General features: G+C 73.1%; 22 protein-coding genes. 12 read left to right on the top strand and 10 right to left on the bottom strand.

Annotated features, from left to right (window positions below; all coding sequences use genetic code 11):
* Positions 1–48: 48 nt before the first annotated feature.
* The 5 genes from ACFWN1_RS20540 to ACFWN1_RS20560 all read right to left on the bottom strand — a co-directional run bounded on the left by ACFWN1_RS20540 (position 49) and on the right by ACFWN1_RS20560 (position 4540).
* A complete protein-coding gene (locus ACFWN1_RS20540) occupies positions 49–1314 on the bottom strand; it encodes a cytochrome P450 (protein ID WP_384363851.1) in 1266 nt (421 codons plus the stop codon).
* The gene (locus ACFWN1_RS20545) at positions 1311–1928 is read right to left on the bottom strand and encodes an ATP/GTP-binding protein (protein ID WP_384363853.1); all 618 of its coding nucleotides are present in this window, start codon (positions 1926–1928) and stop codon (positions 1311–1313) included. The genes ACFWN1_RS20540 and ACFWN1_RS20545 overlap by 4 nt, the downstream gene beginning before the upstream one ends.
* Complete coding sequence (locus ACFWN1_RS20550; protein ID WP_384363855.1) at positions 1909–2256, bottom strand: DUF742 domain-containing protein; 348 nt, start codon at positions 2254–2256, stop codon at positions 1909–1911. The genes ACFWN1_RS20545 and ACFWN1_RS20550 overlap by 20 nt, the downstream gene beginning before the upstream one ends.
* Positions 2253–2711 carry a roadblock/LC7 domain-containing protein gene (locus ACFWN1_RS20555; RefSeq protein ID WP_384363857.1) on the bottom strand — a complete coding sequence of 153 codons (459 nt, stop codon included), beginning with the start codon at positions 2709–2711 and terminating at the stop codon, positions 2253–2255. Before ACFWN1_RS20555 ends, ACFWN1_RS20550 begins: the two co-directional genes overlap by 4 nt.
* Positions 2712–2791: 80 nt before the next feature.
* A complete protein-coding gene (locus ACFWN1_RS20560; RefSeq protein WP_384363859.1) occupies positions 2792–4540 on the bottom strand; it encodes a sensor histidine kinase in 1749 nt (582 codons plus the stop codon).
* An 834-nt stretch (positions 4541–5374) separates the two neighbouring features.
* Here ACFWN1_RS20560 and ACFWN1_RS20565 point away from each other — a divergent pair.
* The 5 genes from ACFWN1_RS20565 to ACFWN1_RS20585 are packed head-to-tail and all read left to right on the top strand — an operon-like array spanning position 5375 to position 10716.
* Positions 5375–6541, top strand: a complete 1167-nt coding sequence (locus ACFWN1_RS20565; protein ID WP_384363861.1) for an exo-beta-N-acetylmuramidase NamZ domain-containing protein — start codon at positions 5375–5377, stop codon at positions 6539–6541.
* 53 nt (positions 6542–6594) lie between these two features.
* Complete coding sequence (locus tag ACFWN1_RS20570; protein WP_384363863.1) at positions 6595–7575, top strand: GNAT family N-acetyltransferase; 981 nt, start codon at positions 6595–6597, stop codon at positions 7573–7575.
* On the top strand, positions 7572–8888 hold the full coding sequence (locus tag ACFWN1_RS20575) for an ABC transporter substrate-binding protein (RefSeq protein WP_384363865.1): 1317 nt from the start codon (positions 7572–7574) through the stop codon (positions 8886–8888). Before ACFWN1_RS20570 ends, ACFWN1_RS20575 begins: the two co-directional genes overlap by 4 nt.
* Positions 8882–9850, top strand: a complete 969-nt coding sequence (locus tag ACFWN1_RS20580; protein WP_384363867.1) for a carbohydrate ABC transporter permease — start codon at positions 8882–8884, stop codon at positions 9848–9850. The genes ACFWN1_RS20575 and ACFWN1_RS20580 overlap by 7 nt, the downstream gene beginning before the upstream one ends.
* The gene (locus ACFWN1_RS20585; protein ID WP_384363869.1) at positions 9847–10716 is read left to right on the top strand and encodes a carbohydrate ABC transporter permease; all 870 of its coding nucleotides are present in this window, start codon (positions 9847–9849) and stop codon (positions 10714–10716) included. The genes ACFWN1_RS20580 and ACFWN1_RS20585 overlap by 4 nt, the downstream gene beginning before the upstream one ends.
* Positions 10717–10723: 7 nt before the next feature.
* Here ACFWN1_RS20585 and ACFWN1_RS20590 read toward each other — a convergent pair whose 3' ends face one another.
* Both ACFWN1_RS20590 and ACFWN1_RS20595 read right to left on the bottom strand, forming a co-directional pair.
* Positions 10724–10903, bottom strand: coding sequence for a DUF6480 family protein (locus ACFWN1_RS20590; protein WP_384363871.1), 180 nt, complete (start codon positions 10901–10903; stop codon positions 10724–10726).
* 76 nt (positions 10904–10979) lie between these two features.
* The gene (locus ACFWN1_RS20595; protein WP_384363873.1) at positions 10980–11843 is read right to left on the bottom strand and encodes a UbiA family prenyltransferase; all 864 of its coding nucleotides are present in this window, start codon (positions 11841–11843) and stop codon (positions 10980–10982) included.
* Between the two features lie 132 nt (positions 11844–11975).
* Here ACFWN1_RS20595 and ACFWN1_RS20600 point away from each other — a divergent pair, with 132 nt between their 5' ends.
* From ACFWN1_RS20600 to ACFWN1_RS20610, 3 genes are read left to right on the top strand one after another with little or no spacing between them, the layout of a single operon-like run.
* Entirely contained in the window at positions 11976–13034 is a 1059-nt protein-coding gene (locus ACFWN1_RS20600) for a type III polyketide synthase (RefSeq protein WP_384363875.1), read from the top strand.
* A gap of 17 nt (positions 13035–13051) precedes the next feature.
* The gene (locus ACFWN1_RS20605; protein ID WP_384363877.1) at positions 13052–13576 is read left to right on the top strand and encodes an isoprenylcysteine carboxyl methyltransferase family protein; all 525 of its coding nucleotides are present in this window, start codon (positions 13052–13054) and stop codon (positions 13574–13576) included.
* Complete coding sequence (locus ACFWN1_RS20610; RefSeq protein WP_384363879.1) at positions 13573–14586, top strand: NAD(P)/FAD-dependent oxidoreductase; 1014 nt, start codon at positions 13573–13575, stop codon at positions 14584–14586. The genes ACFWN1_RS20605 and ACFWN1_RS20610 overlap by 4 nt, the downstream gene beginning before the upstream one ends.
* 22 nt (positions 14587–14608) lie before the next feature.
* Here ACFWN1_RS20610 and ACFWN1_RS20615 read toward each other — a convergent pair whose 3' ends face one another.
* Positions 14609–14947, bottom strand: a complete 339-nt coding sequence (locus ACFWN1_RS20615) for a hypothetical protein (protein ID WP_384363881.1) — start codon at positions 14945–14947, stop codon at positions 14609–14611.
* A gap of 324 nt (positions 14948–15271) precedes the next feature.
* Here ACFWN1_RS20615 and ACFWN1_RS20620 point away from each other — a divergent pair, with 324 nt between their 5' ends.
* Positions 15272–16369: a glutamate--cysteine ligase gene (locus tag ACFWN1_RS20620; RefSeq protein ID WP_384363883.1), complete on the top strand. Its 1098-nt coding sequence runs from the start codon at positions 15272–15274 to the stop codon at positions 16367–16369.
* A gap of 13 nt (positions 16370–16382) precedes the next feature.
* On the opposite strand, the gene ACFWN1_RS20625 is transcribed toward ACFWN1_RS20620, so the two are convergent.
* Together ACFWN1_RS20625 and ACFWN1_RS20630 are read right to left on the bottom strand one after the other, a co-directional pair.
* The gene (locus tag ACFWN1_RS20625) at positions 16383–16724 is read right to left on the bottom strand and encodes an STAS domain-containing protein (protein WP_384363885.1); all 342 of its coding nucleotides are present in this window, start codon (positions 16722–16724) and stop codon (positions 16383–16385) included.
* A 274-nt stretch (positions 16725–16998) separates the two neighbouring features.
* The gene (locus tag ACFWN1_RS20630) at positions 16999–17793 is read right to left on the bottom strand and encodes a TetR/AcrR family transcriptional regulator (protein WP_384363887.1); all 795 of its coding nucleotides are present in this window, start codon (positions 17791–17793) and stop codon (positions 16999–17001) included.
* 240 nt (positions 17794–18033) lie between these two features.
* On the opposite strand from ACFWN1_RS20630, the gene ACFWN1_RS20635 reads away from it, so the two are divergent.
* The 3 genes from ACFWN1_RS20635 to ACFWN1_RS20645 all read left to right on the top strand — a co-directional run.
* On the top strand, positions 18034–19746 hold the full coding sequence (locus tag ACFWN1_RS20635) for an MFS transporter (protein ID WP_384363889.1): 1713 nt from the start codon (positions 18034–18036) through the stop codon (positions 19744–19746).
* Between the two features lie 76 nt (positions 19747–19822).
* Entirely contained in the window at positions 19823–20965 is a 1143-nt protein-coding gene (locus tag ACFWN1_RS20640; protein ID WP_384363891.1) for an aminotransferase class V-fold PLP-dependent enzyme, read from the top strand.
* Between the two features lie 61 nt (positions 20966–21026).
* The coding region (locus tag ACFWN1_RS20645; RefSeq protein ID WP_384363893.1) for an SRPBCC family protein at positions 21027–21230 on the top strand (204 nt) is incomplete at its 3' end.

The raw sequence follows: 21230 nt of genomic DNA on the forward strand, positions 1-21230 counted from the left end.
GGCCGGCACCGCGCCGCTGGGCCCCGCTCCGGGCCCAGCGGCCACCGGCTATGCGTCGACCGGGGTGAACCGCACCGGCAGGGTCGTCAGACCCCGCATCCAGATGGACGACCGCCAGGTCAGCTCGCGCGGGTCCACCGCAAGCACCAGGTCGGAGAGCCGCTCCAGCAGCGTCTCCACGGCGGTGCGCGCCATGACGTCCGCGAGCAGCGGGGCCGGGTAGGGGCACCGGTGCTCGCCGTTGCTGAACGACAGGTGCGCGGCGTTCTCGGCGCCCACATGGCCCTCGGGCCAGAGCCCCGGATCGGTGTTCGCGGCCGCCAGCCCGAGGACCAGGCAGTCCCCGGCCCTGATCCGGCGGCCGCCGAGCTGGGTGTCCCGTACGGCCCAGCGGCCGATGAAGTTCTGGGTGGGCGTGTCGAGCCAGAGCACCTCGTTCAGCGCCTCCCCGACGCTCACCCGGCCGCCGGAGACGCTGAGTTCGAACCGCTCGTCGGTCAGCAGCAGCCGCAGCGCGTTGCAGATCCAGTTCGCGGTCGGCTGCTGCGCTGCGGCGATGACCGAGATCAGGTCCTGGACGATCTCCTCGTCGGTCAGTCCCGCCGGGTGCAGCACCATCCGCGAGGTGACGTCCTTGCCGGGGTCGGCCCGCTTGTCCTGGACCAGCCGCACCAGCCGCTCACCGACGCGCCCGTAGGCCGCCACCGGGTCGTCGCCCTCGGCCGCGTCCAGGGAGATCCGCAGGTCGTCCACGAGCTGCTCGGTGTCCGCGCCCGACAGCGGCATCCCGCACACCTGCACCACGGCCCGCATCGGCAGCGCGTGCGCGTACGAGGCCATCAGCTCGGCCTGCCCGCTGCCGGCGAAGCGGCCGATCAGCTCGTCGGCGATCAGCTCGCAGTCCCGGGCCAGCTCGAACTGGTCCACCCCGGACAGCGCCTCGGTGATCACCCCGGCCCGCCGCCGGTGCTCCTCCCCCTCGGTGAACAGCACCGAGGGCTGGTAGCCGACGAAGGGCATCAGCGGCCAGTCCGGCGGGATGTCGTCCCACTGGTTCCAGCGGCGCGAGTCCCGCGCGAACAACTCGTCGTGGCTGGTGACCTGGGCGACCTCGTGGTAGCCGAGGACCAGCCAGGCGGGGACGTCACCGTCCAGCAGCACCGGCGCGACCGCGCCGTGCTCACGGCGCAGCGCCCGGTACATCTGCGACGGGGTCTGCTGGTACTCCAGGCCCGACAGGCGCACCGCGTCGGTGTGGGCGGGGCAGCCGGGCGGGGGCTCCGGGCTGGCGGGGAAGGTGCCGGGGTCGGTCACGGGGTCGCCTCCTGGGCCGTGGCCAGCATGTACACATGGTCCACGAGAGTGATCAGCACGTCCTTGCCCGACTCCCTCATCCGGGCGTCGCATTCGAGCATCGGTACGTGCTCGGGCAGCGCCAGCGCTTGGCGGATCTCGTCCAGGGAGTAGCGCGCGCCGTCGTCCTCGAACCGGTTGACGGCCACCACGAAGGGCGTGCGGTGGTGTTCCAGCCGGTCTATCGCGTACCAGGAGTCGTCCATCCGGCGGGTGTCCACCAGGACGACGGCACCGAGGGTGCCGGAGAAGAGGCGGTCCCACAGGAACCAGAAGCGCTCCTGGCCCGGCGCGCCGAACAGGTACAGCACCATGGTGTCGTTGAGGCTGATCCGGCCGAAGTCGAAGGCGACGGTGGTGGTCGTCTTGGCCGCCACACCGCTGGTCTCGTCTATGCCGACACCGGCCTCCGTCATCACCTCCTCGGTGTTCAGCGGCCGGATCTCGCTCACGGAGCGGACCAGGGTGGTCTTGCCCACGCCGAAGCCGCCCACGACGACGATCTTCAGACCGGTTTCCGCCGCGTCGGCCAGTGGCGTGCGGTGGGCGGGCAGCTCAGAGATTGCGGAGCCCATGGAGCACTTCCTTGAGAAGGGCGGGATCGGGGAGCGAGGGGTTCAGGGGTGGATGACGTGCGGTGATACGGCCGGTGTCGAGCAGGTCGGCCAGCAGAATCCGCACGATCATGATCGGCAGTTCCAGCTCGGCGGAGATCTCGACGACCGAGGTCGGATGCTGACAGAGGGTCAGAATACGGGCGTGCTCCGACTGCATCCCCGTGGTCGGCTGGCACTCAGCGACGATGAGGGTGACCAGGTCCAGGGTGTCGTCGACGCTGCTGCGCCCGTTCGTGACCGTGTAGAGCCGGTCGGGGGCGCCGGTGTCCACCGGCCTGCGGTTCACGACGGGGTACTCCCCTGGAACGGCTGCCGGGGCGCGGCCCGCAGATGCTCGCCGATCTTGTCGACCAGCCCGGTCATCTCGTCGCCGAGGCGTCCGGGGTCGGCGTCCTCGGCGGCGACGACCGCGAGGTGCGCCCCCTCACCGGCTCCCACGATGCAGAGCAGACCGCCGTGGAAGGCCGTCATGGAGTGGAGTACGCCGCCGGAGCCGTCCCCGAACTCCACGGACGCGCCGTGGGACAGGGCCTGCAGGCCGGAGCAGATCGCGGCGAGCTGGTCGGCCTGATCCGCGGCCAGGTCGGGCGTCCAGCACAGTTTCAGGCCGTCCCGTGACAGGACCAGGGCGTGCCGGGCACCGGGGGTCTGCTCCAGCAGGTTCTGCAGCAGCCAGACGAGGCTGTTGTCGGTGGTCTGCATGATGGGTGATGGGACGGTGGTGTCCGGCTGATCGGTCACCGGCCCGTTCCTCCGATCTCATGGGCGCGAGGGGGGTGTGGCTGCCGGGACGCGGGCCCGGCGACGGGTTTCGGGTGGGGTTATCGCCCGGCGGTCGGGGGCTCGGTGTCGGGACGGCCGCCCTGGGTGCCGCCACCGGGCTTGCGCGAGCGGTGGAAGGCGCCGAAGCGGGAGCCGACGTCGTGCACGGGCCGCTTGCGGGGCGTGGCGGCCTCCGGGGCGGGCCGCTGGGCGCGCTCGGCTTCGCTCATGGTGCGGCCGGGTTCGCGGACCGGGAGCCCGTTCGGGGTGGCGGCGGCCGCGGGCGGCTCGTGCCGGGTCTGCTCGGGCACGTCGGGCACGCTCACCGGCGCCTCGGGCCGAGCGGGTGCCTCGGTGACCGGGGCCGGGGCGGGCCGGTCCGCTTCGGGCGCGGGAGCGGGCGCCGGGACCGGCCGCGTGGTGGCCGGGCGGTCCGCGTCCCGCTGCTCGGGCCACGGGTCGCGCTGCTGGGCGATGAGATGCCTGGGGAGCAGGACGACCACGCCGGTGCCGCCGCGTGAGGACGGGCGGTAGCTGACGTTGATGCGGTGCTTGAGCGCGAGCAGTCCGACCACGGCGAGGCCCAGCCGGGTGCCCTGGAGGGAGGCGAGGTCGGCCATGCTTCCGGCCACGGCACCCTCGGCGTGCCTCATCGCCGCCTCGGACATGGTCAGTCCGCTGTCCTCGACGGTGACGACGATCCCGGCCCGGTGCTCCTCGACGTAGACATGGACCTCGTCGGTGGGCGGGGAGAAGTTCGCGGCGTTGTCGATCAGTTCGGCGAGCAGGTGCATCACGCCTTCGGCGGCGAAGCCGGAGATCGCGGCCTGGGAGGTGAAGTGCAGCCGGACCCGCTGGTAGGCGGCGATACGGCCGATGGCGCCCCGGAGGATGCTCTCCATCCGGATCGGCTTGTTCCAGGTGCGGCTGGTCTTGCCGCCCATGAGCAGCGCCAGCCGGTCGGCGATCAGCACGAGCTGGGAGGTCTTGTGGTCCAGCCGCATCAGGTCGCCGAGCATCTTGCCGTCGTGCTCGTCCTGCATCGCCCGCAGGTCGGCGAGCATGCTGACGGCCTTGGCCTGCACCCGGCTGAGTGCCTTGGTGGAGGCGATCCGGGTACCGCCCGCGCGCCGCTCGCTGCGCGCCAGTTCGCGTACGAACCGCTCGCCCAGTTCCTGTGTCGACGGCAGCCGGGGCAGCTTGAGTTCGCCCAGGATCGTGTCGGCGGAGCGGCCTTCGGCGAGCCGGGCCACGGCGGCGGGCAGCGTCTCCCGCGCCAGCCGGTCCACGTCGGCGAGCAGCTCGTCCAGCGCCTCCCGCGTCCGCAGTCGCTCCTCGTCCGCCGCGGCCGCCCGGTTCACGGCCTCCTCCAGGGCGTCGGCGGAGAGGTGGGCGACCCGGCGCAGGCTCTGGTCGTCGGGCATCGAGACGCCGGCGAGCGCGTCGGTGGCGGCGTTGCCGGCCAGCACCAGGTTGTGCAGGGAGGGCAGGGTCACGTTCACCAAGTGGCCGGTCTGCGACGCCGATTGCAGCACCTGCGCGCGGAGCCGGTCGTTCTCGGCGGCCTGGGCGGCGGCGGTGCGCCTGGCCCGGCGGACGAGGAGATGTCCGGCGAGCACCGCCACGGCGACGCACGCCCAGCTCGCGCCCGCCACGAGCAGGGTCCAGCCGTGGGTGCCGGACGGTGCCACCCCGACCGCGACGGCGGTGGCCACGGCGGTCACCGCCACCACGGCCGCGGGCAGCGCCCACGAACCGCGTTGAACGGCCGTCGGGCGGTGTTGAACGGACGGTGCAGGAACTGACATTCCGCGGTCCCTCGGTGTGCGAGCAGAAGAAACGGCGACCGAAGGCTCGATCGCGGGTCCGGAAGCGGCCGCCTCGAAGGAAGGCGATCTTCCGGCCGGTTACGCCCACATGCTAGTCACCCCGCGGTGCGCGGAGTTCCGTTCGCCCCCTCCAGGACCCCCGGACCTGAAGTCGTCGTGAAGCAACCACGCGAGCGACAGGGCGTGATAGTGGGCCGGACGGGCTTCGCCCCTGGTACGGGGCCCGGAAACACCCCATGCGCACCGGATGTCCCGCCCCCGAGGTAACGACCGCGAACCTCCCCCCGCGTCAGCCACCAGGGACGGGAGCTTCTTTCGGCCAACCACGCGATCAGGCCAGGGGCGGATCAGTCGAAGAGGACGGCGAATCCGTTCACCCAGACGGCGAGCAAAGCGACCACGAGAACGAGACAAGCGGCCGGCGGCAGAGCGTCTTTGCCGCAAATACACCCCCCTCCGCACCCCGTCCGCCGCCAAGTCCGCAGCCGGAGCGGCCGGTTGCCGTCCGGCGAAGTCAGTCGCAGCGAGCGAGTCGAGCCCGTCCCAGCCAAGTGCCGCTCTACGGCGTGCGGTGGTCCGGTACCGCGCCTCGAAGGCCGCGGTCTCGGCCGGGTCCCGGTCCTCGTCGACTCGGGCGAGGGCGTCTCTCAGTGGCATGACCGGATGATCGGGCCGCAGGAGGACGGGAGTCGAACGGGTTTCCATTCCGCCGGCCGGACGTCGCCGCCAGGGGCCCGCCCCCACCGAGAGGTAGTGTCCGCAGGATTGCCCAATTCCGGGACATTCAAGCGAATTTCCGATAAGGGACGAAGAATGAGCAGTACGGACGACCGCCTCAAAGTGACGACCGGGATCACCCGGCTGTGCGCGGTGCCCGGACTCGCCGGGCCCGGCCGGCTCGGGCTGGTGACCAACCACACCTGTGTCCTGCCCGACCTGCGCCCGACCGCACCCGCGCTGATGGAGGCGGGCGTGAACCTGACCGCCCTGTTCGGCCCCGAACACGGGCTGTACGGCACCGCTCAGGCGGGCGGGAGCGAGCCGGCCGAGGTCGACCCGGCCACCGGGCTCCCGGTCTACGACACGTACATGTGCGACGGTGAGCGGCTCGACAAGGTGCTGGTCGACAGTGGCGTGGACGCGCTGGTGTACGACCTCCAGGATGTCGGGGCGCGCTTCTACACCTATGTGTGGACGATGTTCGACCTGATGGTCTCCGCCGCGCGCACCGGCGTGCGGTTCGTGGTGGCGGACCGGCCCAACCCCCTCGGCGGGCTCGTCAGCGAGGGCCCGCTGCTCGATCCGGCGTACGCGAGCTTCGTCGGGCGGGCGCCGGTACCGATCCGGCACGGGCTTACCTGCGGGGAACTCGCCTGGTGTCTCAACAGGTCGGCCGTGGCCGAAGTCGCCGGACGGCAGGTCGACCTGACGGTGATCAAGGCGGTCGGATGGCGGCGGGAGATGGACGCGGAGGCGACCGGCCTCCCCTGGATCGCGCCCTCTCCCAACATGCCGACGTACGCCACCGCCGTGGTCTACCCGGGCACCTGTCTGTTCGAGGGCACCAACGTCTCCGAGGGCCGGGGCACGACCCAGCCCTTCGAGATCGTCGGCGCACCGTACATCGACGCCCGCTTCACGCCCGAGCTCGCCGAACTCGGCCTGCCCGGGGTGCACTTCAGGGACCTGCGTTTTGTACCGGCCTTCGGTGAGCACGCCGGGCGCCCCCTGCGCGGGGTCCAGCTCCATGTCACGGACCGCGAGGCGTTCACGCCCGTACGCACCGCCGTCGCCATGCTCGGCACGCTGCGGCGGCTGTATCCGGGCGACTTCGGCTGGTCCGGCGAGTTCATCGACCACCTGTGGGGGTCCGACCGGCTGCGGCGCGCGATCGACGCGGGCGAGGACCCGCTGCCGCTGTGCGAGCCGCCCGCACCGCCCGGCCGGTGGGCCGGTGACGACGTTCTGCTCTACCCCTGACGCTCCGCTACCCCCGACGGCCGAGGGCTCGCGCGAGGAAGGACGACCTGTCGATGACCGATCGCACGACGAGAGCCCGGACCGAGTTCCGCGGGTTCCGGGCGGGTGACGGTCCGCCGCTGGTGGCGGCGTGGTGCCGGAGCGCGCCCGCCGACCCCGTCAGCGCGGACCGCTTCCGTTCCCAGGTGCTGCTGGACGCCGATTTCGATCCGGCCGGCCTCCGGGTCGCCGTGGAGGACGGGCGGCTGGTCGGCGCGGCCTACGCGGTGCGCCGGCTGACGCCGCCGGCCGGCACCGACCTGGAGCCGGAGCAGGGCTGGGTCCCGTTCTTCTTCGTCGACCCGGAGGCCCGGGGACGCGGGGTGGGCCGGGGGCTGCTGACCGACGCGCTCGGCTGGCTGGGGGGCCACGGCCGCACCCGGGTGGACTTCGCCCCGTACACCCCGAACTACTTCCTCCCCGGCCTGGATGCCGAGAGGTACCCGGAGGCGGCGGGGCTGCTGGAGTCCCTGGGCTTTCGCACGCTGTACGAAGCGGTGGCGATGGACCGCTGTCTGACCGGCTACGCCTTCCCGGCGGAGGCCGGACAGCGGGCCGCCGAACTGACCGGGCGCGGCTACCGGTTCGGCACCCCGGCCGACGACGACCTGCCCGGACTCCTCGCGCTCGCCGCGCATCACTTCACCCCCGACTGGGCGCGTGCGATCCGGGAGGCCCTGCTGAGGGGCGCCCCGCTGGAGCGGATCGTCGTCGTCCACGACCCCTCGGACCGCCCGGTGGGCTGGGCGATGCACGGCGCGTACGAGTCGGTGACCGAGCGGTTCGGCCCGTTCGGGGTGCTCGACGAGCTGCGCGGGGCCGGTCTCGGCGAGGTGCTGCTGCACCTGGTGCTGGAGCGGATGCGGGCGCTGGGCGCGGACTCGGCGTGGTTCCTGTGGACCGGTGAACGGTCCCCGGCGGGCCGCCTGTACCGCCGGGCCGGGTTCGCGACGACGCGGGTGTTCCGCGTGCTGCGCCGGGAGGGCGCCCGGTGACCGGCGCACCGCGCGGCCCGAGCCGCCGTACCTTCGTCCTCTCGCTCCCCTCCGCATTGCTCGCCGCCGGCTGCGCGGCACCGCGCCAGGGCACCGGCCGGCCCGGCGACCCGGTCGTCCTCACCCTGCTCTCCCACTACGCGAGCGGTGAGCTGAAGGCGGCCCTGCGAGGCCCGGTCGACGAATGGAACGCCACGCACGACCGGGTCGAGGTGCGCACCGAGGCCGTGGAGTTCGACGACCTGCTGACCACGTTCATGGTCCGGCAGGCGGCCGGCCAGGGCGCCGACCTCCTCCAGCCGTACTGCCTGTGGAACGGCCAGCTGGTCCGGGCGGGTGTCCTGCGGCCCGCGCCGCCCGGGGACGCGGCGCGGATCACCCGCGACTACGGCGCGGCGGCGGTCGGGTCGGCCTCGGTCGGCGGCAAGGTCTACGGCTATCCCACCGAGGCGCAGACGTACGCCCTCTACTACAACAGGCGCCTGCTCCGCGCGGCCGGCATCGCGCATCCCCCGCGCACCTGGCGGGAGTTGGAGGACACCGCGTACCGCACCACCCGACGGGACCGGTACGGCAACACCCTGGTCCAGGGTTTCGGCCTCTCCACCTACGACGACTCCACCACCGTCGGCCAGACCCTCGCCCTCCTGAACGCGTCCGGGGGTACGTTCATGTCCCGGGACGGCAGGAGCACCGCCATCGACTCACCGGCCGGCCGCGCCGTGCTGGAGCTGGAGCACCGTCTCGTCAGCCGGGGGGCGAGCACGCCCGGTGTCAATGTCTACCAGGCGTTCCGGTCCGGGCAGGTGGCGATGGTGATCAGCGCCGGCTGGTGGACCGGCAGCCTGAAGGCTCAGCTGGGCGCCGCCTACCGCGATGTCGGCGTGGCTCCGGTGCCCGTCCCGAAGCTGGGCGACCGGCGTGCCACGCTCGCGACCGGGTTCATGCTGGGGGTCAACGCGTCCAGCCGCCACCCGCGCGAGGCGTGGGAGTTCCTGCGCTGGCTCAACACCGGCGTGCGCACGGGGGCGACGGCGACCCGGATGAGTGCTCTCCAGGTGTCGGTGGGCTCGCTGACCGGCCGCGCCGGCGACATGCGGACGCTGCTCGGCCAGGGCGGCGATCCCAACCTGCGCCCGTTCCTGGACGCGCTCGGGTACGCGGTGCCGGAGCCGAACGTGCCGGGCGCGCAGCAGGCCAAGTCGCTGCTGCGCAAGAACATCGAGGCGTTGTGGACGGGCCGGCAGTCGGTCGAGGAGTCGCTGCGCACCATCCGCCGCCAGGTCGACCAGGAGGTGTCGCGCTCATGGTGAACGCCCTGACCCCGGAGGCGACCGCGCGGCCACCGCGGCGGCGCCCCGCCGATCCCGCCGGGGCGGCCCTGGACCCTCGTGGCCGGGCCCGGCGCCATCAGGCGGTCGTCGCCTATCTGTTCCTGGCGCCGACGCTGCTCTTCTTCGCCGTCTTCCTGGTCCTGCCGCTGGGCTTCGCGCTGCTGCTGTCGATGTCCCGCTGGACCGGGTTCGACCTCGGCGACATCCGGCCGGTCGGCCTGGACAACTTCGCCGGCCTGTTCGCGGACGGCTCGTCGTTCCTGACGCCGGTCCTCACCAACACCCTGCTGTTCGCGCTCGGCACGGTGGCCCTGGCGCTGGCGGGCTCGGTGCTGGTCGGCACCTGCATCGACAACCTGCGCTTCCAGGGGCTGTGGCGCACCCTGTACCTGCTGCCGATCGTCACCACGGTGGTGGCCGTCGGCAATGTATGGAAGTACATGTACGAGCCGGGCGGCCTGGTCAACGGCGCTCTGAACGCCGCCGGGCTCGACTCGGTGGCGTTCCTCCAGGACCCGGACACCGCGCTGCCCGCGGTGGTGGTGGTCCAGGCGTGGGCGTCGGTCGGCTCGGCGATCCTCATCCTGACCGCCGGCCTGAAGTCCGTCCCGGAGTCGTACTACGAGGCGGCCGCGCTGGACGGCGCCGGACCCGTCACCGTCTTCTGGCGGATCACCCTGCCGCTGCTGCGGCCGGCGCTGCTGTTCGTGTGCGTCACCCAGTTCATCACCGGTCTGCAGTCCTTCGCGCTGATCATCGTGATGACCAGGGGCGGTCCCGGCGGAGCGACGGACGTGGCCGCGCTGGAGATGTACCGCCAGGCGTTCTCCTACGGCGACTGGGGCACCGCGAGTGCCGCCGCGTTCGTGCTGTTCGTGGTGATCCTGCTGGTCACCCTGGTGCAGTTGTGGATCTTCCGGCGCGAGGGGGAGGACGCGTGATCCGCCGCCGTTTCCCGTGGCTGTCGTATCTGCTGGTCGTGACGGGCGCCGTGCTCACGGTGGTGCCGTTCCTCGACATGGTGATGACGTCGTTCAAGGGGCCGGGTGAGTCCGGGACGCTGCCGTACCGGTTCCTGCCCGAGGCGTTCGGCCTGGCCAACTACCGTGCCGCGGTCGACCAGCTCGATCTGCCGAAGCTGTTCCGCAACAGCGTCGTCGCCACCGCCGTGATCAACGCCTCGGTGCTGCTGACGTCGTCGCTGGCGGGTTACGCGCTCGCCAGACTCCGCTTCCCGGGGCGGGACTTCGTCTTCCGGCTGGTGCTGTCGACGATGATGTTCCCGCCGTTCCTCTTCTTCGTGCCGCACTTCCTGATCCTCGTGCACTGGCCGCTGGCGGGTGGCAACGACCTGCTCGGGCGGGGTGGTGCGGGGCTGACCGTGAGCATCGTGGCGCTGACGATGCCGTTCCTGGTCAACGGCTTCGGGATCTTCCTGATGCGCCAGTTCATGGTCTCGATCCCGGACGAGGTGCTGGAGGCCGCGCGGATCGACGGGGCCGGGGAGTTCGCGGTGTGGTGGCGGATCGTGGTGCCGCAGACCAAGCCGGTCATGGTGACGCTGGGGCTGCTGACCTTCGTCGACGCCTGGAACGAGTACATCTGGGCGCTGCTGGTGTCGACCGCCGACCCGGACGTGATGACCCTGCCGGTCGGCGTCCAGCTGCTCCAGGACCACGTGGACCCGACGCGCACGATGCCGGTCGTGATGGCGGGGCTGGTCCTGAGCATCCTCCCCGTGCTGGTCCTCTTCCTGCTGCTCCAGCGGCACTACGTCCGGGGCATCGTGCTCAGCGGGCTGAAGTGAGCCGCGCTCACAGGTCGATCATCCTGACCAGGAAGAACGCGGCGATGAGCGCGCAGCCGAGGATGATGAGGAACAGCCAGATCCAGGGGTGTTCGAAGGGTCCGCCGTCGGGGCGCTCGGGGTGGGCCTCGGCGGTCGATCCCTCGACGGGCGGGGTCTCGCCGGGCGGCGGCAGGGAGTCGGGCATGATCCACCTCCTGGCGGCGGGCGGCACATGGGGTACTTCCGTCGCGGGGTGCCGCTCGGATGCGGCTCCCCCGCTCTCAGGATGCCCCGGTCCCGAGCCCGTCGCCGCTCAGCAGCAGCGCCACGTCAAGCACCGCCACGGCGACCGCCGCCGCGAACGCGGCCCGCTCACGGCAGCGGCCCAGCACCGTGCCCGCCACCGCGATCAGGCCCGCCGCCGCCGCCGGCGCGGCCAACTGCCGCGCGCCGGGCCGGCCGGCGGGGCCGAGCGCAAGCAGGGCGGTGGCGCTGACCAGGGGCACCGGCAGCAGCAGCCGTACGCGCCCGGGGCCCAGCCGCTGCGGCCAGCCCCGTACGCCGGTCGCCAGATCGCCCCGGATGTCCGGCAGCACATCGCCCAGGTGGGCCCCGACGCCCAGCAGTGCCCCGGCGGCGACGACCCACCAGGCGGGCCAGGACCGCCCCGGCAGGCCCAGGGTGACGAAGGCGGGGAGCGCGGCGAAGGCCACGGCGTAGGGCGCCCAGGACCAGCGGGTGGCCTTGAGCCGCAGGTCGTAACCCCACGCGGCCGCGACGGCGGTCAGATGCGCGGCGCCCGCCGCCCGGCCGCAGGCGAGGGAGAGCGGCACGCACAGGGCCAGCGCGGCACAGGCCGCCGTCCACACCTCCCGGGCCTCGATCGTGCCGTCCGCGACGGGTTTGCCCCGGCGGCCCAGGGCGCTGTCCCGGCGCGCGTCGAAGGCGTCGTTGCACCAGCCGATGGAGAGCTGCCCGGTCAGTACGGCGCCGGTGGTGAGCAGGCAGCGGCCCGGTTCCTGGCCCGCCGTCACGGCCAGCGCCGCCGTCAGCGCGGTGACCACCACCAGGGGGCCGGGGTGGCAGGACCCGGCCAGGGCGGAGACTCTTCGTGCCGGGCTCGTCGACTGCTCGGGGGTCACCACCCGGCGATCCTAGGAGCCCGCCCGGCGCATCACGATCCGGAGCGGCCGGACGGGCGATCTCTGGTGCCGGGGTGACGGTCGAGGGAAGGTCTGCTGAGTCCACCCCCGGGCCGGTCGACGTACGGGAGTTTCATGACGCGGATCGCCGCCGTGCACGGTGCCCTCGCGCCGTACCGCTTCGCCCAGTCCGAGATCACCGACATGGTGGCCCGTGCCTGTCTGCCCGTGGGCGCCGACCGCCGGGTGCTGGACCGGCTGCACCGCAACGCCGGGGTCCGCTCCCGCCATATGACCCTGCCGCTCGACCGGTACGAGACGCTGGACGGCTTCGGCGCGGCCAATGATCTCTTCATCGCCAGCGCCACCGACCTGGGTGCCGGGGTGGTCCGGGAGGCCCTGCGCGAGGCCGGGCTGTCGGCGGCCGACGTGGGTCTGCTGGTCCTGACCACGGTCACCGGTGTCGCCGTCCCGTCCGTCGACGCGCGGGTGGCGGCCCGGCTGGGGCTGCGGCCTGACGTACGGCGGGTGCCGCTGTTCGGGCTGGGGTGTGCCGGTGGCGCGGCCGGGCTGGCCCGGACGCACGACTTCCTGCTGGGGCGCCCGGACCAGGTGGCGGTGCTGCTGTCGGTCGAGCTGTGTTCGCTCACCTTCCAGCGCGGGGACGCCTCCACGGCCAACCTGGTCGCCACCGGCCTCTTCGGCGACGGTGCGACCGCCGTGGTGGCCTGCGGCGCCGGCCGCGCGGACGGGTTCACCGGCCCCGTGATCGTGGACGCCCGCAGCCGGCTGTACCCGGACGCGGGGGGCGCGCTGGGCTGGGACGTCGGGGACTCGGGTTTCAAGGTCGTCCTCGATCCGGAGATCCCTCAGCTGCTGCGCCGCCATCTCCCCGACGACGTCGAGGAGTTCCTCGGCGACCACGGCCTGAAGCCGCAGGACGTGACGGCCTGGGTGTGCCACCCGGGCGGCCCCCGCATCCTGGAGGCCGTCACCGGCGCACTCGACCTCCCCGCCGAGGAACTCGCCCTGAGCTGGCGCCACTTGGCCGACTTCGGCAACCTCTCCTCGTCCTCCGTGCTGCACGTACTCCGCGACACCCTCACCGAACGCCGCCCACCACCCGGCACTCCTGGGCTGCTGCTGGCCATCGGGCCGGGTCTGGCCTGCGAGCTGGTGCTGCTGCGCTGGTGATCACGACGGGAGAACACATGAACTGGTACGCGCTGCTGGTCGCCGCCGTCGCGGCCGAGCGGGTCGCCGAACTCGTCGTGGCGCGCCGCAACGAGCGGTGGAGCAGGGCCCGCCGCGCGATCGTGGCGGGTGACGGGCACTACCCGGCGATGGTGGCGCTGCACGCGGGACTGCTGGCCGGCGCTCCGCTGGAGGTGTGGCTGGGCGGGCGGCCCTTCGTGCCCGCGCTGGGCTGGCCGATGCTGGCGGTGCTGGTCGCCGCCCAGGCGCTGCGCTGGTGGTGCGTCGGGACACTCGGGCCACGCTGGAACACCCGCGTGATCGTCGTACCGGGTCTGCCGCTGGTGGCGCGGGGACCGTACCGGCTGCTGCGGCATCCGAACTACGTGGCCGTGGTGGCCGAGGGGGTGGCGCTGCCCCTGGTGCACACCGCCTGGCTGACCGCGGCGGCGTTCACGGTGCTGAACGCCGCCGTGCTGACCGTGCGTGTCCGGTGCGAGAACGAGGCGCTGGCCGCCGCCGAGGGACCGGTGCCGGCATGATCGACGTCCTGGTGGCCGGTGGCGGCCCGGCAGGGCTCACCGCGGCCGTGCACGCCAGGCTCGCCGGGCTGACGGCCGTGGTGGTGGAGCCCCGTACCGCTCCGGTGGACAAGGCGTGCGGGGAGGGCGTGCTGCCCGGCGGGGTCGCCGCGCTCCGGGCGCTCGGTGTGGAGGCGGCGGGCCGGGACCTGCGCGGCATCCGCTACCTGGACGGCGTCCACCGGGCCGAGGCGCCCTTCCGTGGCCGCCCGGGGCTGGGCATCCGTCGTACGACCCTCCATCAGGCGCTGCACGAACGTGCCCTCGCCCTGGGTGTGCGGATCGAGCCCGGCAAGGTCGGCGAGGTGCGCCAGAGCGCCGACAGCGTCACCGCCGCCGGGATCACCGCCCGCTGGCTGATCGCCGCCGACGGCCTGCACTCCCCCGTGCGCCGCCGGCTCGGCCTGGAGCTGCCCGGCGGCGGGCGAGGCCGCTACGGACTGCGCCGGCACTACCGCGTCTCCCCGTGGACGGACTTCGTGGAGGTCCACTGGTCCGCCGGGGGCGAGGCGTACGTGACCCCGGTCGCCGACGATCTGGTGGGGGTCGCGGTCCTCAGCCGTGTCCGGCGCGGGTACGACGAGCAGCTGGCCGGTTTCCCCGCGCTGACCGACGCGCTGCGCGGGGCTCCGGCGACCGAGGTGCGCGGCGCCGGACCGCTGCTGCAGCGGGTGCGGCGCAGGGTAGCGGGCCGGGTCCTGCTGGTCGGGGACGCGGCGGGCTACGTGGACGCCCTCACCGGGGAGGGCATCGCGCTCGCCCTGGCCACGGCCGAGGCCGCCGTGCGCGGGGTGGCGGCCGGGCAGCCGGAGCGGTACGAGCGGGACTGGACCGTGCTGACCCGGCGCCACCGCCTGCTGACCAGGGCGTTGCTGGCGGCGAGCAGCCGTCCGGGCACCGCACGGCTGATCGTGCCGCTGGCGTCCCGGATGCCCCCGGTGTTCGCGGCGGCGGTGCACGCGCTCCGGTAGCCGGAGGTGGTGGCCGGGGGTGCTATTCGTCGTCCTCCGGCAGCCGCTCGCCCTCCGCCTGCGAGGGCGTGGTGCGCGGCACGTCGGGGTGGATGGTCCGGCCGGGGCTGCCGTCGGTCTCGGGGTCCGGTTCCCGTTCGCCCTCTGCCTGGGACGGGGTCCACTCACTCATGACCGTCCTCCTTGTCGTGTGTTCGGTGGGGTCGGGGATCGCGGGGGCCGGGCCGCGCCCGCTGGTGGGGCTGGCCACGAGGGGGGCACGGACGTCGGCCATGAGCAGCGGGATGAAGGTGACCCACGCCGCGCCCCCGGACTCGGCGACGCCCAGCCCCTCGGGCAGCGGCGACCGTACGCGGCTCATGGGGCCCGCTGACGAAGGGCCGCGCCAGCCGGCGGGCCCGCGGCACCGGCACACGGTTGGCCACCATGAACGGCGAGTTTCCCCGCTCGGGACGGCGGAAACGCCCGCACGGGCGGCCGTCGCCTCCGGGCCGTTCAGGAACGGCCGATCCGGGAACTGCGGGAGGTACGCGTGGCGCACCCCGCCCACGCCGCCCGGCCAGGCGGGTCGTGCGCGACTGGACGGCCTTTTCGCGGGCAGGGACAAGGTGATCGGGGTCCGCCAGGACCGGCGGGACGCACTGAAGGGGACCGGTCCCGGGACCGGTCGAGGGAGGACGGCCGCGTGCGCAGTGTGGGAGTGGAGGAGGAACTCCTCCTGGTGGACGCGGAGAGCGGCGACCCGCGCGCCGTGGCGGCGGCGGTGCTGGCGCAGGCCGACGGGATCGCGAGGTCGGACGGCGAGCAGGTCTTCGAGTCGGAGCTGCAGCGTCAGCAGGTGGAGTTCGCCACGGCCCCGCAGACCCGGGCGGACGAACTCGCGGCCGAGATCCGCCGGTGCCGTGCCGAGGCGGCGCGGCTCGCCGGGCTGACGGGGGCCGCCGTGGCCGCCCTCGGTACCTCTCCCCTGCCGGTCAGTCCCACACTGACCCCGGACAGCCGTTACCGCTGGATGGCCGACCGCTTCGGGCTGACCCTCTCGGACCAGCTCACCTGCGGGTGTCATGTGCACGTCTCGGTGGACTCCGACGAGGAGGGCGTGGCCGTACTGGACCGCATCCGCCCCTGGCTGCCCGTGCTGCTCGCTCTGAGCGCCAACTCCCCTTTCTGGCAGGGCCAGGACAGCTCCTACAGCAGCTATCGCAGCCAGATGTGGGGCCGCTGGCCGTCGTCCGGGCCGACGGATCTCTTCGGCTCCGCCGACCGCTACCACGAGCGGGTACGGGACATGGTCGGCACCGGGGTCCTCCGGGACGAGGGGATGATCTACTTCGACGCCCGGCTCTCGCAGCGGTACCCCACGGTCGAGATCCGGGTCGCGGACGTCTGTCTGGACGCGGACACCCCAGTCCTCCTGGCCCTGTTGTGCCGCGCCCTGGTGGAGACGGCGGCCCGCCGGTGGCAGGCCGGGGAACCCCCGGCCCGGCTCGACTCCTCCCTGGTCCGGCTCGCCGCCTGGCAGGCCGCCCGCTACGGCCTCCAGGACCGCCTGCTGCATCCCCTGACCATGCGCCCGGCCCCGGCGGAGACGGTGGTCCGGGCGCTGTTCGACCACGTACGCGACGCCTTGGACGACCACGGCGACACCAAGGGCGCCCAGGACACCCTCTCGGGCCTGCTGAAGCACGGCAACGGCGCGATGACCCAGCGCGCGATCCTGCACCGTACGGACAGCCTCCGCGCGGTCGTCACCGAGTGCGTGCGCCTGACCGGCGAGAACTGACGCCGGCGGGTGCCTACTCCTCGATGACGGCCACCACGTCGAGCCCGGCGTCGCGGAGGGTCCGCTGGACCGCTCGGCGGGGACCGCGGATGGTGAGGGCGGCGGGCTCCGGGCGCAGGGTGGCGCCGCGCAGGAGGGCGTAGGCGCAGGCTAGGTCGATGCGGGTCACCTGGCTCATGTCGACGGTCCACGCGGTGGCCGTGTGGAGCGGCGGCGCACCGAGAACCTCCTCCAGCTCGCACAGGGCTTCGGCGCCGATGTCCCCGGCCAGGATCAGCTCGGGCAGCCGGACATCGGCGGCCGAGACCGCCAGGACCGGCCCGGCCGGCGGTCCGAAGGGGGGTTCGGCTGCCATGGTGACCTCCTTCGCAGCCGGAGGCGTAACGCTGCTCTGCCTCCATGGTCCCCCAGATCCGGCGAGAAGGCGGTCCAGGACAGCGGGCTGCTCGCCGGCGTCCCGGACGCACGCGAGCGCCACGGTGTGAGAACGGTGGCCCACCACCGGCTGGACTTGCGTCCAGCCTCGGTGACGTACTGGGGTCGTGGTGCGCCCCTCCCCTCGCCCAGCGTCGCACCGCCCGAGCCGCCCGAGGGCCGCAAGGGGCGGTCAGTGTGGTCAGTGTGGTCCGTCAGGCCTCCGGGGCAGTCCCGGGCGCCGTGTCCGGCAGGTAGCTCGCCAGCCCCCGCAGGATGATCTCCAGGCCGATGTCGAACCGCTCGTCGGAGGAGTCGGACACCATCACACCGGCGAGCGCGCGCAGGTGGGGGAAGTCGGCGACGGGCAGGGACGCGAAGTAGTCCTGCATCTCGCCGGCCATCTCGCGCCAGTCGGGGCGGGCCAGCGAGGAGTCGCCGCCGTCGGGCCGGGCGGCGGCCCGGTCCTGCCACATGCCCTCCTCCAGGACGAAGCCGTCGATGTAGGTGGAGATGAGGTCACCGGCCTCCGCAGCGATCCGGTCGGGCAGCCCGGCCGTGCGGAATATAGCGAGCAGCCCCTCGACGTGCGGCAGCAGTTCGGCCGTGAAGGGGACATGGGCCATGGAGATCCGGGCCACGTCCCGGTGGGAGAGCAGCCGCCTCCGTCCGGCGCGCGCGTAGTCCCGGACTTGCTCACGCCAGCGCTCGGGGTCGGGCTCGGGCATCCGGAAGTCGTCGAAGAGCCGGGTGTACATCAGTTCCAGCAGGTCGTCCTTGGAGCTGACGTACGCGTAGAGGGCGGAGACGGTGACGCCCAGTCCGGCCGCCACCTGACGCATGGAGAGCCCGTCGAGCCCCGAGCGGTCCAGGACCGCGAAGGCGGCCTCGACGATCCGTTCGCGCGACAGCGGGGTGCGCTGGGGCGTCGCCTGCGGGCGTGCGGGGCGCTCGCGCTCCCAGGGGGACGGCGGAGGGGGTGCGGGGTTGCCGGCGGCCGCATCGCTCATGGCGACAGTCTAGGGCCGCCGGAGAACAGTGTTCACGGCTGGTGAACGGCACTTTTCCACAGCTGGACGCGATATATCTTGTTCTCTCGGCCCACTTGCGCTATATCTTGATGAACAACGTTCTCCGCGTGAGCACTGTTCTGCTACGGTGAACAGTGTTCTCCAGTTGGCCTGATCCGTTCAGCTCACCGCGCCCACGGCTCATCACCGGGGCGGCGGCACCCCTTGCGAGGAGTACCGATGTCCACCACCGGTGTCGCGTCCATCGAGACGCCCACTGATTCACCAGCGCCCTACCGGTGGCGCTGGGCTGCGCTCTTCGTGATCCTCGCGGCCGAGGTGATGGATCTCCTGGACGCCGTCGTCACGAACATCGCCGGCCCCGCCATGCGCGCCGACCTCGGCGGCGGTGCCTCCACCCTGCAGTGGCTCGCCGCCGCGTACACCCTCTCGATGGCCGTCGGCCTGGTCACCGGTGGCCGCCTCGGTGACATCCACGGCCGCCGCAACATGTTCCTGGTGGGCGCCGCCGGATTCACCGTGGGCTCGCTGCTGTGCGCGGTCTCGGCGTCCCCCGAGACGCTGATCGGCGCCCGTGTCGTACAGGGGCTCTTCGGCGCGGTGATGCTGCCGCAGGGCCTCGGCATGATCAAGGAGATGTTCCCGCCGAAGGAGTCGCAGAAGGCGTTCGGCATGTTCGGCCCGGTGATGGGGCTGTCCGCGGTCTCCGGGCCGATCCTGGCGGGCTGGCTCGTGGACGCCGACTACTTCGGCACCGGCTGGCGGATGATCTTCCTGATCAACCTGCCGCTGGGCGCCGCCGCGATCCTGGGCGCCGTGCGCTACCTGCCGAAGACCCGCTCCGACAGCAAGCCGCGGCTCGACATCCCTGGCATGCTCCTGGTCTCCCTTGGCGCGCTGCTCCTGATCTTCCCGCTGGTCCAGGGCCGCGAGTACGACTGGCCCGGGTGGACCTTCGCGATGATGGCCGCCTCGGTCGTCGTCTTCGCCGGCTTCGCCCGGTACGAGTCGCGGCGCAGCCGGGCGGGCCGGGACCCGCTGGTGGTCACCGGTCTGTTCCGCAAGCGCGGCTTCAGCGGCGGCATGATCCTCGGGCTGGTCTTCTTCTCGGCCATGCAGGGCTTCATGCTGGTCTTCAACCTGTACACCCAGATCGGCCTCGGCTACTCGCCGCTCAAGGCGGGCCTGGTGATGGTGCCCTGGTCCGGCGGCATGATCGTCGGCTTCGGGCTCGCCCAGGCGGTCACCCGGTTCGGCCGCACGGTGCTCCAGGGCGGCGCGCTGGTCATGGCGGTCGGCGTGTTCGGTGTGTGGCTGACCCTGGACCTCGCGGGCAGCGGCGTCGGCCCCTGGCAGCTCCTGCCCTCGCTGCTGGTCACGGGTGTCGGGATGGGCCTGCTGATGGCGCCCTTCTTCGACATCGTGCTCGCCAGTGTCGAGCAGCATGAGACGGGTTCGGCGTCCGGCACCATGACCGCGGTCCAGCAGCTCGGCGGCGCCTTCGGTGTGGCCATCCTCGGCACCGTCTTCTTCGGCCTGCTGGGCGGCGGCATCGCCACCGCCGTCGACCACCGCGCGGACGGGCTGCGCAAGGAACTGACCGCCGCGCGTGTCGCGCCGGCCGCCCAGGACCGTGTCGTGGCGGATCTGCGCACCTGCGCCTCGGACCGCGCGGTCGCCAAGGACCCGGCCGCGACCCCGGCCTCCTGCGTGACGCTGGAGAAGGACACCCGGTCGGTCATCACCTCGCCGCGGGACGGCGCCCGGATACCGGCCGCGCTCCGGGCCACGGCGACCTCGGCCTTCGAGGGCGGCTTCGGCTCCGTCATGAAGACGGTGCTGTGGATCGTGGACGGAATGCTCCTCCTGACGTTCCTGCTCGCCTTCCTGCTGCCGCGCCACGCGCGCCCCGAGGACTCCGCCGGACACTGAGCGGCGACGGGCCAGGGCCGGGCGTCTCCCACGACGGGAGTGCCCGGCCCGCGCCGTACCAGGGAGGATGAGACCCGTGCTCACTTCCTACGCAGCTCACTTCGACGCACCTGCCGGCTATCTCGACTTCGCGCGCTTCGGCCCGCCGTCGCGGGACGCCGTGGACGCCACCGCGCATGCCCTCGCGGAGTCCGCCCGCGCCGGCCACACCACGGTGGACGGTCTGATGCGCGCGGAGGCGACCGCGCGCGACACGGCCGCCCGCCTCGCGGGCAGCGGCTCCCGGCACACGGTGCTGCTCCCGAACGCGTCCACCGGTCTGTTCCACGCCGCACTCGGCCTCCGTGGCGGTACCGTCCTCGTGCCCCGCACCGACTTCCCGGCCAACCACTACCCGTGGCGCCGCAGCGCGGACCTCGGCCGGGTAACGCCCCGCTGGCTGGACCCGGAGCCCGGCGGCGGGGTGACCCCGGACCTGGTCCGGGCCGCGCTGAGCGTGGACGTCGTCGCCCTGTCGGTGAGCGCGGTGGACTTCCGTACCGGCTTCCGGGCGGATCTGGCGGGGCTGCGCGAGGCGATCGGGCCGGACCGGCTGCTGATCGTGGACGCCATCCAGGCGTTCGGCGCGGCCGAGTTGCCGTGGGACGCGGCAGACGTGGTGGTGGCGGGCGGTCAGAAGTGGCTGCGCGCGGGGTGGGCCACGGGCTTCGCCACGCTGTCCGACCGTGCGCTGGAGTCCCTGGAGCCGGTGCTCACCGGCTGGACGGGAGTGGAGCAGGCCGGCCTCTTCGACGGTGCGGAACACCCGCCGGTCCCCGACGCGAGCCGGTGGTCCATCACCAATTTGAGCCCGGTGGCGGCCGCCGCGTTCGCGGTCGCGCTGGACCTCGTCGAGCGGCACACCGTGAGGGCGGTCGAGGCAGCGATCACGGAGCGGGTCGGCGAACTCACCGAGGTGGTCAGGAAGTACGGGGGCCGGGTCCTCTCCCCCACCGACCCGGCGCGGCGCGCGGGCATCCTGTCCTTCACGGTGCCGGACCACGACCCGTCCCTCGTGGCGAAGGCCCTGCACGCCGAGGGTGTCACCCCCACCGTGCGCGCCGACTCGCTCAGGCTGTCCCCGCACGCGTCGACTCCGCCGGAGGTATGTGACCAGGTCGCGGCAGCCCTGTCGGCACTGGGGCACGACCCGGACCCGTCCGGAGTGGCCGTGCCATGATTCCTACCCGGCAGTAGCTTCGTTCGTGGCAGGGGGCGGCGCAGTGGCCGGTGTGTTGAGCGTGAGCGACAGCATCGTCGTCGACGTCCCGCCGGAGGCCGCCTACCGGGCGGTGAGCGACCCCGGCGGGATGGGCCGCTGGAGCCCGGAGAACCTGGGCACCGCCCCCGGCTCGGCGGAGGGCCCGGCCGGGATGGGCACCAGCTTCATCGGGCGGAACAAGCGCGGAAGGTTCCGCCGGGTGACCCGGTGCACGGTCACGGCC

This window comes from Streptomyces sp. NPDC058459 (assembly GCF_042721685.1).
In the GTDB taxonomy this organism is placed as follows: Bacteria; Actinomycetota; Actinomycetes; order Streptomycetales; family Streptomycetaceae; genus Streptomyces.

Excerpts from the sequence above, each read along its gene's own strand:
- ACFWN1_RS20545 (WP_384363853.1), bottom strand. The coding sequence starts at position 1,928 with ATGGGCTCCGCAATCTCTGAGCTGCCCGCCCACCGCACGCCACTGGCC.
- ACFWN1_RS20560 (WP_384363859.1), bottom strand. The coding sequence starts at position 4,540 with ATGTCAGTTCCTGCACCGTCCGTTCAACACCGCCCGACGGCCGTTCAA.
- ACFWN1_RS20565 (WP_384363861.1), top strand. The coding sequence starts at position 5,375 with ATGAGCAGTACGGACGACCGCCTCAAAGTGACGACCGGGATCACCCGG.
- ACFWN1_RS20570 (WP_384363863.1), top strand. The coding sequence starts at position 6,595 with ATGACCGATCGCACGACGAGAGCCCGGACCGAGTTCCGCGGGTTCCGG.
- ACFWN1_RS20580 (WP_384363867.1), top strand. The coding sequence starts at position 8,882 with ATGGTGAACGCCCTGACCCCGGAGGCGACCGCGCGGCCACCGCGGCGG.
- ACFWN1_RS20590 (WP_384363871.1), bottom strand. The coding sequence starts at position 10,903 with ATGCCCGACTCCCTGCCGCCGCCCGGCGAGACCCCGCCCGTCGAGGGA.
- ACFWN1_RS20600 (WP_384363875.1), top strand. The coding sequence starts at position 11,976 with ATGACGCGGATCGCCGCCGTGCACGGTGCCCTCGCGCCGTACCGCTTC.
- ACFWN1_RS20605 (WP_384363877.1), top strand. The coding sequence starts at position 13,052 with ATGAACTGGTACGCGCTGCTGGTCGCCGCCGTCGCGGCCGAGCGGGTC.
- ACFWN1_RS20610 (WP_384363879.1), top strand. The coding sequence starts at position 13,573 with ATGATCGACGTCCTGGTGGCCGGTGGCGGCCCGGCAGGGCTCACCGCG.
- ACFWN1_RS20615 (WP_384363881.1), bottom strand. The coding sequence starts at position 14,947 with ATGAGCCGCGTACGGTCGCCGCTGCCCGAGGGGCTGGGCGTCGCCGAG.
- ACFWN1_RS20625 (WP_384363885.1), bottom strand. The coding sequence starts at position 16,724 with ATGGCAGCCGAACCCCCCTTCGGACCGCCGGCCGGGCCGGTCCTGGCG.
- ACFWN1_RS20630 (WP_384363887.1), bottom strand. The coding sequence starts at position 17,793 with ATGAGCGATGCGGCCGCCGGCAACCCCGCACCCCCTCCGCCGTCCCCC.
- ACFWN1_RS20635 (WP_384363889.1), top strand. The coding sequence starts at position 18,034 with ATGTCCACCACCGGTGTCGCGTCCATCGAGACGCCCACTGATTCACCA.